The sequence below is a fragment of the Rahnella sp. BIGb0236 genome, from assembly GCF_004364755.1.
In the GTDB taxonomy this organism is placed as follows: Bacteria; Pseudomonadota; Gammaproteobacteria; order Enterobacterales; family Enterobacteriaceae; genus Rahnella; species Rahnella victoriana.
In genome coordinates, this window is record NZ_SOAO01000013.1 from 138,884 (window position 1) to 149,149 (window position 10,266).

The following is a 10,266-nucleotide window of genomic DNA, read 5'->3' on the forward strand; positions in this document are numbered from 1 at the left end:
TTCAGTCATTCTTATCCGGATACTGCACTAATAACGCCTGCGCGATGGCCTGCGTCTGGGCATCCGCATGACCGCGGTAATCACTCTGACGGAAATGCATCTGGAACGCGGCGATCACCCGCCGCTGCTGTTCCGGCGTCATGTCATCACTCACCGGATAGCCGTAGGCTTTCAGCAGCCCCAGCAATTGTGTCTGATCGACCGGTTGCTGCGGATTGCGTCCTGCCAGAGAGTGATTGACCCGCGCCGCATCCGGCCATGCCCCAATCCCGCGTTCAGCCATTTCCTGCCACGGAAACAGCGGGCCGGGGTCATCCTTGCGCTGCGGGGCGATATCACTGTGTCCCACCACATTGCGCGGTTCAATCTGATAACGCGTGACAATCTCCTGACTCAGATTTGCCAGCAAATCGATTTGCGCAGGCGGGAACGGATAGAATTTTTTGCCAAGCAGATGCCTGCTGTAGCCTTTGTTTTCCAGCTCAATGCCGACCGACGTGTCGTTGAGATTGGTGCGCCCGCGCCAGCCGCTGGCACCCGCATGCCAGGCGCGCCTATTTTCCGGCACCAGTTGCCACGCCACCGGTTTACCGTCTTCAAAGGGCGGTTGCGCCGGAATGAGGTAATGCGCGCTGACGTGTTCATCTGTAAGCGTATTTAATGCGTTGTTGAAATCTTCGGCGGTGTAATGGATCACCAGAAAACGGATCCGCTGATCCGCGCCCTGCGCCTGCCGCGCCGTTTCCAGCCGGAACGGCGCGTCTTTGGCTTTTTCGCTGGCACCCTGACACCCCGCCAGCAACAGCAAGGCGGCGGTCAGTACGCCGCGTGACAGACGGCGGCACATCATTTGCGGTGTACGATCACTGCGGTGCCGGACACGCTGACCATCAGCATGCTGCTGTCTTTACCCACGGTTTCGTAATCGATGTCGATGCCGACAACCGCGTTGGCGCCGCGTTCTTTCGCCTGTTCTTCCAGCTCACGGAAAGCAATCTCACGCGCCTTGCGCAGCTCTTTTTCATAAGCGCCGGAACGTCCGCCGACGATATCGCGTACGCCCGCGAAAAAATCACGGAAAATATTCGCGCCTAAAATCGCTTCGCCTGTCACCACGCCACAATATTCAGCAATGGTGAAACCTTCGAGGGTCGGGGTGGTTGAAATTTGCATGAGTATTCCTTATCAGTTGTCGTCCACGTTGAAGCGCAGCGTTCATCCACAGCATAAACCATGCGTGAGAGATCAAGGTATTGCGGGTGACTGTTTTTCTCTGCGCCATGCATTAAGCCAAATCGGTTTTATACTGTATGGTAAAGAAAGTCATGGTGAAAACGTTCAATCTTTCAGTAAGGAATACGATGAAAAAGAAAACTCTGCTCGCCGCAATCCCGTTTGTATTGATGTTAAATGCCTGCACCACGGTAGAACCTGCGTATAAGGATATCGGCAGCCGTACCGCGCCGTGTGTCGACGGCGGCCCTGACAGCGTGGCTCAGCAATTCTATGATTTGCGCATTAAACAAGGCGGCAGCGGAATACCGAATGCCAGCCAGCTTGCGGCGTACCGTCCTTATCTGAGCACCGCGTTATATGACGCCCTGCTGAAAGCACGGTCACAACCGAAAGTGGATATTGCGGCTTCACCCAACGAAAAAACCGGTGCCGGCTCCGGCGATGGTGACATTTTCTCCAGCCTGTTTGACGGCCCGACGTCCGCCTCCGTTGACGACGCCTCCACCATTCCAAATACCGACGCTCGCAACATTCCTCTGCGCGTGACCTTCACGCATGAGAAAGACCAAGGCGCGTCAACCCGCTGGAAAGATGAAGTGCTGATGGTGCGGGAAGGCACATGCTGGACGGTCGATGACGTGCGGTATATGGCCAACCTCGATTTCGCTTCCAGCGGCACGCTGCGTCAGGTTTTAGAAAACCAGTAACCCGTTCAGCTTTCTAAAAACCCCACACGAAAATGTTGGTCAATGATGAATAACGCCATTGACCAACACCCCCGTCACAGTTAGTTAACAATATGTTGTGCTACACTTTGGCATTCCTGCGGCAACACATAATTTTTAAGCCGCGATCGTTGCATAACTATGCTGTGGAAGTTACCATCTGCGGCATCAATGGCTATTCACTATTTGCGCATGAGTATTCAACTTAATAGCATCAACTGCTTCTACGGCGTGCATCAGGCGCTTTTTGACATCCAGCTCGACTGCCCTGCCGGTGAAACTTTGGTTTTACTCGGGCCAAGTGGTGCAGGCAAAAGCTCCCTGTTACGTGTTCTGAACCTGCTGGAAATGCCGCGTTCAGGCACATTGCATATCGCCGGTAACACCTTCGATTTCACCCGCAAGCCGGATGAAAAAGCCGTTCGCGAACTGCGTCAGAACGTCGGCATGGTATTCCAGCAATACAACCTGTGGCCGCACCGCACCGTACTCGACAACTTACTGGAAGCCCCGATCCGTGTTCTGGGACTGACCAAAGATGTCGCGATGCAACGTGCCCAGAAACTGCTGACCCGTCTGCGCCTGACCGATTACGCCGATCGCTTTCCTTTACACCTTTCCGGTGGTCAGCAACAGCGTGTGGCGATTGCCCGTGCGCTGATGATGGAGCCTCAGGTTCTGCTGTTTGATGAACCGACCGCCGCGCTTGACCCGGAAATCACTGCCCAGATCGTCAGTATTATCCGCGAACTGGCGGGTACCGGGATTACACAGGTTATCGTGACCCACGAAGTGGAAGTGGCGCGTAAAACCGCCAGCCGCGTGGTGTACATGGAAAATGGCCGCATTGTTGAGCAAGGCGATGCCTCCATTTTCGCTCAGCCGCAAACCAAAGAGTTTGCCAGCTACCTTTCCCACTAAACTGTATTCTTATCAATACATTGATTGATGTTTCTACGGAGTTTGCGATGAAAAAATTAGTAATTGCCGCGGTTCTGGCCACCGTCAGTTTGTCAGCCAGCGCGGCTGATACCATCCGTTTCGCGATGGAAGCGTCTTATCCTCCGTTTGAGTTTGTCGACTCCAGCAACAAGATCCAGGGCTTCGACGTCGATCTGGCGAACGCCATGTGTAAAGAGATGCAGGCCACCTGTACCTTCACCAACCAGGCGTTTGACAGCCTGATCCCAAGCCTGAAATTCCGTCGTTTTGACGCGGTGATTTCCGGTATGGACATCACGCCGGAACGTCTCAAGCAAGTCGCTTTCACCAACCCGTACTACGACAACTCCGCTATTTTCATCGCCCATTCCGGTCAGTTCACTGACGTTGCGGCGCTGAAAGGCAAACGCGTCGGTATGCAGAACGGCACCACCCATCAGAAATACCTGATGGATAAGCACCCTGAAATCACTGCCGTGCCGTATGACAGCTATCAGAACGCCGTGCTGGATCTGAAAAATGGTCGTCTGGACGCGGTCTTCGGTGACACCGCTGTGGTGAACGAATGGCTGAAACAGAACAAAAATCTGGCCGCTGTCGGCGATAAAGTCACTGACCCGACGTATTTCGGTACCGGTCTGGGTGTTGCTGTTCGTCAGAACAACACTGAATTGCTGACTAAACTGAATGATGCGCTGGCAAAAGTGAAAGCTGACGGCACTTACAAGACGCTGTATTCAAAATGGTTCCAGCAATAAGTTTGCCTATCAATGACTGAATTCCAACCTTTAGCAAGCGCCGCCGGGATGACCGTCGGCCTTGCCGTTTGTGCGCTGATCCTCGGCCTGGTGCTGGCGATGATTTTCGCTGTCTGGGAATCCGCGCCGTGGAAGCCGCTTAGCTGGCTGGGTACCGCGTGGGTCACCGTGCTGCGCGGTCTGCCGGAAATTCTGGTGGTGCTGTTCATCTATTTCGGTTCCTCACAGCTGCTGATGGTGCTGGCCGATGGCTTCAGCATCAACCTCGGCCTGTTCGCCATCCCGATCAAACTGCCGATTGAGAACTTCGAAGTCAGCCCGTTTGTGTGTGGTGTGATCGCCCTTTCCCTGCTGTATTCGGCTTACGCATCGCAGACCTTGCGCGGCGCACTGAAAGCCGTGCCGCAAGGCCAATGGGAATCCGGTCAGGTACTGGGCATGAAAAAGTCGGCGATTTTCTTCCGTCTGATCATGCCGCAGATGTGGCGTCATGCATTACCGGGTCTGAGTAATCAGTGGCTGGTGCTGCTGAAAGACACCGCGCTGGTGTCGCTGATCAGTGTGAATGACCTGATGCTGCAAACCAAAAGTATCGCCACCCGTACGCAGGAACCCTTTACCTGGTATGTGATTGCGGCGGCTATTTATCTGCTTGTCACCCTGTTCAGCCAGTTCGTGATTAAACGCATCGAACTGCGTACTACCCGCTTTGAACGGAGTGCTTCCTGATGTGGGAATATTTACCTGAAGTCCTGAAAGGATTGCACACCAGCCTGACACTGACCGTGGCGGCGCTGATTGTCGCGCTGCTGCTGGCGATGATTTTCACCGTGATCCTCACGCTGAAAGTGCCGGTGGCCAGCCAGATCGTCAAAGGTTATATCACGCTGTTTACCGGCACGCCGTTGCTGGTCCAAATCTTCCTGATTTACTACGGTCCGGGTCAGTTTCCGTCGATCCGTGAAATTCCGTGGTTATGGGAAGTGTTGTCTCAGCCGTGGCTTTGCGCGATGTTTGCGCTGGCACTGAACAGCGCGGCCTATACCACGCAGCTGTTTACCGGTGCGGTGCGCGCGATCCCATCCGGCCAGTGGCAGTCGTGTAACGCGCTCGGCATGTCGAAACCGCAAACCCTGCGCATTTTGCTGCCGTATGCCTTTAAACGCGCGCTGTCGTCGTATTCCAACGAAGTGGTGCTGGTGTTCAAAAGTACTTCGCTGGCGTACACCATTACGTTGATGGACGTGATGGGTCACAGCCAGCTGATGTATGGCCGTACCTATGACGTCATGGTGTTCGGCGCGGCCGGTCTGGTGTATCTGTGCGTGAACGGCTTGCTGACCCTGATGATGCGTCTGATAGAACGTCGTGCGCTGGCGTTTGAACGCCGCAACTGATTCTCAGAGTCGAAACTGAAGGGACGAGAAATCGTCCCTTTTTTTATGCCGGTGAAAAACCTCCGCATTCACCCTATTAATTTTTTAATCAAATTTATTGCATACAAATTCATTTAATGGCAACTTAACCGACAGGTTTCACTTCCTGCCAGTTACCCGATTACATCAATGAAATCAGTAAACTGAATCGCGAAGGGAATGTCATTTTTTGAACAGGAATGTATTGCATGAAAAAGCTTATCCTCGCCGCTCTCTTGTCTGCCACTGCGTTTGCTGCCACCGCCGCAGATACCATCCGTTTCGGCACTTCCGCCACTTATCCGCCGTTTGAATCCATCGGTGCTGATAACCAGATTATTGGTTTTGATGTCGATCTGGCGAACGCCTTATGCAAGCAGATGCAGGAAACCTGTACCTTCACCAACCAGCCGTTTGACGGCCTGATCCCGGCACTGAAATTCCGTCGTTTCGACGTGATTATTTCCGGAATGGATATCACCGAAGAGCGCAGCAAACAGGTGACATTCACCCAGCCTTACTACGCCAATACCGCGATGATCATCGGGCCGAAAGGCAAATTCTCGTCGGTTGCGGATCTGAAAGGGAAACGTGTTGGTCTGGAAAACGGCACCACGCATCAGAAATACCTGATGGAAAAGCATCCTGAAATCACCACCGTCGGCTACGACAGCTACCAGAACGCGATTCTGGATCTGAAAAGTGGTCGTCTGGACGGGCTGTTAGGTGACACCGCCGTGCTGAATGGCTGGCTGAAATCCAACCCGAATCTCGGTGAAGTGGGCGAAGTGATTAAAGATCCGCAATACTTTGGTACCGGCGTCGGCATGGCAGTACGTCCTGATAATACGGCACTGCTGTCCAGGCTGAATGCGGCACTGGAAGGGATCAAAGCCAACGGCGAGTTTCAGAAGATCAATGACAAGTGGTTCCCGGCTCACTGATTCCGCGTCATCCTTTTTTGACAGCCGTCTGAAAAGGCGGCGTTTATGCGTGACATCTCCCAAATATGCAACGAAGCAGAACTTATTACATCGAAAAAGTGACATTCGTCACACTACGTTCATGTAATGACTTTTACACTGTTCAACCGTAATCACTGCGAGATCGAATGTTTATGCACGCACGTTTTCACACCGCCTTTGCGGCACTCCCTGAAAATTTATCCTCCGCGCTTGAGCCGTTTCTGCGTCATGATGACTTCCCGGCAATGCTCACCGCGGCTGACGTTGCGCAGGTAAAACAGGCGACCGGGCTGGACGATGACGCGCTGGCATTTGCCCTGTTGCCTCTGGCTGCGGCCTGTTCCGTTACGCCAATTTCTCATTTCAACGTCGGTGCAGTAGCACGCGGAATTTCCGGCAACCTGTATTTCGGTGCCAATATGGAATTCGCCGGTGCGCCGATGCAGCAAACCGTTCATGCCGAACAGTCCGCCGTGACTCACGCCTGGCTGCGCGGGGAAACCCGTCTGGCTTCCATCACCGTGAATTACACCCCGTGCGGACATTGTCGTCAGTTTATGAATGAACTGACCAGCGGCACCGCGCTGGATATCCATCTGCCCGATCGTGACGTGGCTACGCTGGGCGATTACCTGCCCCACTCCTTCGGCCCGAAGGATCTGGACATCACCACCCTGCTGATGGACAAAGTAGACCACGGCTACACACTGGAAAACGCGGACCCGCTGGCCCTGCTGGCGCTGGATGCCTGCAACCAGAGCCATGCGCCTTACAGCAAATCTCACAGCGGTGTGGCGCTGGAAACATCCAACGGCAAACAGTTTGCTGGCCGTTACGCGGAAAACGCGGCGTTTAACCCGAGCCTGCCTCCGCTCCAGGCAGCGTTAATTCTGCTGAACATGTCCGGGGAAGATTGCCTGAACGTTCGCCGCGCCGTGCTGGTCGAGCAAACGGATGCGCTGATCACCCAAAACGATGCCACACGCGCCACCTTAAACGCGCTGGGCTGTGAAGATATCACCACGCTGACCTGCTGAAAACGTGAGCGGGTTAACACTAAAGACTTCGTTTCCGGAGTCTTTAGTTACATAACATTGTCATTACGTTTGTCATTTGAAATCCTTATTTCCTCTCTGTTACCCTTCAACGCGCCGAAATATAAAAAACACATTCTGAAAACCGGAAGAGTAAAACGATGGAACTTGAATACGAAAGTAAACGTCCCCTGTACATCCCGCATGCTGGTCCGATTCTGTTAGAGTTTCCGTTACTGAACAAAGGCAGTGCTTTTACTGAAGAAGAGCGCAGCAACTTTAACCTTCACGGTTTACTGCCGGAAGCGGTGGAAACCATTGAAGAGCAGGCCGACCGCGCCTACCGCCAGTTTCAAAATTTCAAAAACGACATCGATAAACACGTCTATCTGAGAAACATTCAGGATACCAACGAAACGCTGTTTTACCGTCTGCTGGACAGCCATCTCAGCGAAATGATGCCGGTGATTTATACGCCGACCGTCGGCGAAGCCTGTGAACACTTTTCTGATATTTATCGCCGCGCCCGTGGCCTGTTTATCTCCTACCCGAACCGCGCTCATATCGATGACATGCTGCAAAACGCCACCAAACAACACGTCAAAGTGGTGGTGGTGACCGACGGCGAACGCATCCTCGGCCTGGGCGATCAGGGCATCGGCGGCATGGGGATCCCGATTGGTAAACTTTCGCTGTATACCGCCTGTGGCGGCATCAGCCCGGCGTATACCCTGCCGGTGGTGCTGGATGCCGGTACCAACAATCCGCAATTACTGAATGACCCGCTGTACATGGGCTGGCGTCATCCGCGCATCACCGGCGAAGAATACGAAGCCTTCGTCGATCAGTTTATTCAGGCAGTGAAAATCCGCTGGCCGAATGTGCTGTTGCAATTTGAAGATTTCGCGCAGAAGAACGCCATGCCGATCCTCGAACGTTACCGTGATGAGCTGTGCTGCTTTAACGATGATATTCAGGGCACCGCGTCCGTGGCGCTGGGCAGCCTGATTGCCGCCAGCAAAGCCGCCGGTGGCAAGCTGAGTGATCAGACCGTCGCCTTCCTCGGTGCGGGTTCTGCCGGTTGTGGTATCGCCGAACAGATCGTGGCGCAGATGAAGTCTGAAGGTCTGAGCGAAGAAGAAGCCCGCGCCAAAGTCTTTATGGTGGATCGTTTTGGTCTGCTGACCGACAAACTGCCTAACCTGCTGGATTTCCAGAGCAAACTGGTGCAGAAAAGCAGCGCACTGGCAAGCTGGGGAATGGAAAGCGACAGCGTTTCCCTGCTGGATGTGGTGCGTAACGCCAAACCGACCGTGCTGATCGGTGTTTCCGGCCAGCCAGGCCTGTTCACCGAAGAAATCATCCGCGAGATGCACAAACACTGTGCGCGTCCGGTGGTGATGCCGCTGAGCAACCCGACATCCCGCGTGGAAGCGACACCTGCCGATATCCTTAACTGGACGGATGGCGCGGCGCTGGTGGCCACCGGCAGCCCGTTTGCACCGGTCAGCCACAAAGGCACGCTGTACCCTATCGCACAGTGCAATAACTCCTTCATCTTCCCGGGTATCGGGCTGGGGGTGATTGCCTCCGGTGCGACACGCGTGACCGACGGTATGCTGATGGCCGCGAGCCGGACGCTGGCAGAATGTTCCCCGCTGGCGACGGAAGGTAAAGGTTCATTGTTGCCGGATGTGGACGACATACAGGGCGTGTCCAAATGCATCGCGATGGCCGTCGGTAAAGCCGCGCAGTTGCAGGGTGTCGCCATGGTGACATCAGAAGACTCGCTGTCGAAAGCGATTGAGCACAACTTCTGGGCACCGCAATACCGCAGCTATAAGCGCACGTCTTTCTGATAATCGCCGGAAAAACAGTCAGACACTGATCGGGACCAATGCCTTGTGCATTGGTCTTTTTTTTCACTCAAATTGCAGCGCGTCGCGCAGATTCAAAAGTAATTCGCTGAAAAGTGCTGAAAAAACCCGCGAAGCCGGTGGATGCGGACGCCAACGTATTGCGAAGCCCGGAGAGGTAAAGTAGCCTTGGATCCGATTTCCATCTGGTCATAACAGGGATACCTATGATTAAGCGACTCATCGCTGGCGTTTTCGGCATCATTATTCTGATGCTGGCGGTCGCTATTGGGCTTGATCAGTGGATAAGCATACGCACCCAGCCTTACATTTATGATGAGGTGCAGACCCTGCCACACCGTCAGGTCGGCGTGGTGCTCGGCACCGCGAAGTATTACCGCACCGGCGTGATCAACCAGTATTACCTGTACCGCATTCAGGGTGCGATCAATGCCTACAACAGCGGTAAGGTGAAATACCTGCTGCTGAGTGGCGACAACGCGCAGCAAAGTTATAACGAGCCAAGCACCATGCGCCGCGACCTGATTGCCGCCGGTATCCCCGCCAGCGATATCGTGCTCGACTACGCCGGATTCCGCACGCTCGATTCCATCGTCAGAACCCGCAAAGTTTTCGACACCAACGATTTCATCATCATCACCCAGCGTTTCCACTGTGAGCGGGCGTTGTTTATCGCGCTGCATATGGGGATTCAGGCGCAATGTTTCGCCGTCCCTTCCCCGAAAAATATGCTCAGCGTGCGCAGCCGCGAGATCTTCGCCCGTCTGGGTGCGCTGACCGATTTGTACCTGCTCAAACGCGAACCCCGCTTCCTCGGCCCGCTGATCCCGATTCCTGCGGTACATACCATTCCTGACGATGCGCAGGGCTATCCGGCCGTCACGCCGGAACAACTGCTGGCGCTACAACAGCAACTGGAAGCCGAGAAGAAAGCCGCCATCGCCAAAGCCGCCGCTGAAAAAGCAGCAGCCGATAAAGCCGCTGCGGACAAAGCAGCCGCAGACGAAGCCGCCAGACTGAAAGCAGAACAGGAAGCCAACGACGCAGCGCAGGATGAAGCAGAAGATGTGGAACCCACCGCCAAACCCGAACCGGCGAAACCGGCAGGCAGAAATCCCTTCCAGCAGTGATCGCCGGACCGCTCCCTCCCCTGCGAAGGGGAGGGTTGGGGTGGGGTATTAAGGTCAAAAGCAAGATTTAAAGTGAGCTTTGACAAAGAGTTAGCCTTTAAAACCCCCTCCCAACCTTGTATGTTCATTTCAATGATTGATTTACGTCGTTGATCATTGAAATCTCTTTCAAGCATCTATTATT

At 54.2% G+C, this 10,266-nt stretch carries 11 protein-coding genes; 9 read left to right on the forward strand and 2 right to left on the reverse strand.

Annotated elements, in window-relative coordinates; all coding sequences use genetic code 11:
- Nucleotide 1: 1 nt before the first annotated feature.
- Nucleotides 2–850, reverse strand: coding sequence for an N-acetylmuramoyl-L-alanine amidase (locus EDF78_RS21190; RefSeq protein ID WP_133823851.1), 849 nt, complete (start codon nucleotides 848–850; stop codon nucleotides 2–4).
- A complete protein-coding gene (locus EDF78_RS21195; protein ID WP_013574757.1) occupies nucleotides 847–1,173 on the reverse strand; it encodes a heavy metal-binding domain-containing protein in 327 nt (108 codons plus the stop codon). The genes EDF78_RS21190 and EDF78_RS21195 overlap by 4 nt, the downstream gene beginning before the upstream one ends.
- A gap of 188 nt (nucleotides 1,174–1,361) precedes the next feature.
- Here EDF78_RS21195 and EDF78_RS21200 point away from each other — a divergent pair, with 188 nt between their 5' ends.
- The 9 genes from EDF78_RS21200 to sanA all read left to right on the forward strand — a co-directional run bounded on the left by EDF78_RS21200 (nucleotide 1,362) and on the right by sanA (nucleotide 10,082).
- A complete protein-coding gene (locus tag EDF78_RS21200; RefSeq protein ID WP_095922678.1) occupies nucleotides 1,362–1,943 on the forward strand; it encodes a lipoprotein in 582 nt (193 codons plus the stop codon).
- A gap of 210 nt (nucleotides 1,944–2,153) precedes the next feature.
- Nucleotides 2,154–2,882, forward strand: coding sequence for an arginine ABC transporter ATP-binding protein ArtP (gene artP / locus EDF78_RS21205; RefSeq protein WP_095925169.1), 729 nt, complete (start codon nucleotides 2,154–2,156; stop codon nucleotides 2,880–2,882).
- 47 nt (nucleotides 2,883–2,929) lie between these two features.
- A complete protein-coding gene (gene artJ / locus EDF78_RS21210) occupies nucleotides 2,930–3,661 on the forward strand; it encodes an arginine ABC transporter substrate-binding protein (RefSeq protein ID WP_119822205.1) in 732 nt (243 codons plus the stop codon).
- A 12-nt stretch (nucleotides 3,662–3,673) separates the two neighbouring features.
- Nucleotides 3,674–4,390, forward strand: coding sequence for an arginine ABC transporter permease ArtQ (gene artQ, locus EDF78_RS21215; protein ID WP_095922680.1), 717 nt, complete (start codon nucleotides 3,674–3,676; stop codon nucleotides 4,388–4,390).
- Nucleotides 4,390–5,058, forward strand: a complete 669-nt coding sequence (gene artM / locus EDF78_RS21220; protein WP_095922681.1) for an arginine ABC transporter permease ArtM — start codon at nucleotides 4,390–4,392, stop codon at nucleotides 5,056–5,058. Before artQ ends, artM begins: the two co-directional genes overlap by 1 nt.
- 227 nt (nucleotides 5,059–5,285) lie before the next feature.
- Nucleotides 5,286–6,020, forward strand: coding sequence for an arginine ABC transporter substrate-binding protein (locus EDF78_RS21225; protein WP_133823852.1), 735 nt, complete (start codon nucleotides 5,286–5,288; stop codon nucleotides 6,018–6,020).
- A gap of 173 nt (nucleotides 6,021–6,193) precedes the next feature.
- Nucleotides 6,194–7,078 (forward strand): cytidine deaminase, encoded by an 885-nt coding sequence (gene cdd / locus EDF78_RS21230; RefSeq protein ID WP_133823853.1) that lies wholly within the window; start codon nucleotides 6,194–6,196, stop codon nucleotides 7,076–7,078.
- Nucleotides 7,079–7,236: 158 nt separating this feature from the next.
- Nucleotides 7,237–8,934, forward strand: coding sequence for an NAD-dependent malic enzyme (locus tag EDF78_RS21235; protein ID WP_095922683.1), 1,698 nt, complete (start codon nucleotides 7,237–7,239; stop codon nucleotides 8,932–8,934).
- Nucleotides 8,935–9,158: 224 nt separating this feature from the next.
- The gene (gene sanA / locus EDF78_RS21240) at nucleotides 9,159–10,082 is read left to right on the forward strand and encodes an outer membrane permeability protein SanA (RefSeq protein WP_095922684.1); all 924 of its coding nucleotides are present in this window, start codon (nucleotides 9,159–9,161) and stop codon (nucleotides 10,080–10,082) included.
- Nucleotides 10,083–10,266 lie beyond the last annotated feature (184 nt).

Coding starts and splice junctions, on each gene's coding strand:
- EDF78_RS21200 (WP_095922678.1), top strand. CDS start 1,362: ATGAAAAAGAAAACTCTGCTCGCCGCAATCCCGTTTGTATTGATGTTA.
- EDF78_RS21190 (WP_133823851.1), bottom strand. CDS start 850: ATGATGTGCCGCCGTCTGTCACGCGGCGTACTGACCGCCGCCTTGCTG.
- artM (WP_095922681.1), top strand. CDS start 4,390: ATGTGGGAATATTTACCTGAAGTCCTGAAAGGATTGCACACCAGCCTG.
- artP (WP_095925169.1), top strand. CDS start 2,154: ATGAGTATTCAACTTAATAGCATCAACTGCTTCTACGGCGTGCATCAG.
- artQ (WP_095922680.1), top strand. CDS start 3,674: ATGACTGAATTCCAACCTTTAGCAAGCGCCGCCGGGATGACCGTCGGC.
- EDF78_RS21225 (WP_133823852.1), top strand. CDS start 5,286: ATGAAAAAGCTTATCCTCGCCGCTCTCTTGTCTGCCACTGCGTTTGCT.
- artJ (WP_119822205.1), top strand. CDS start 2,930: ATGAAAAAATTAGTAATTGCCGCGGTTCTGGCCACCGTCAGTTTGTCA.
- cdd (WP_133823853.1), top strand. CDS start 6,194: ATGCACGCACGTTTTCACACCGCCTTTGCGGCACTCCCTGAAAATTTA.
- EDF78_RS21195 (WP_013574757.1), bottom strand. CDS start 1,173: ATGCAAATTTCAACCACCCCGACCCTCGAAGGTTTCACCATTGCTGAA.
- sanA (WP_095922684.1), top strand. CDS start 9,159: ATGATTAAGCGACTCATCGCTGGCGTTTTCGGCATCATTATTCTGATG.
- EDF78_RS21235 (WP_095922683.1), top strand. CDS start 7,237: ATGGAACTTGAATACGAAAGTAAACGTCCCCTGTACATCCCGCATGCT.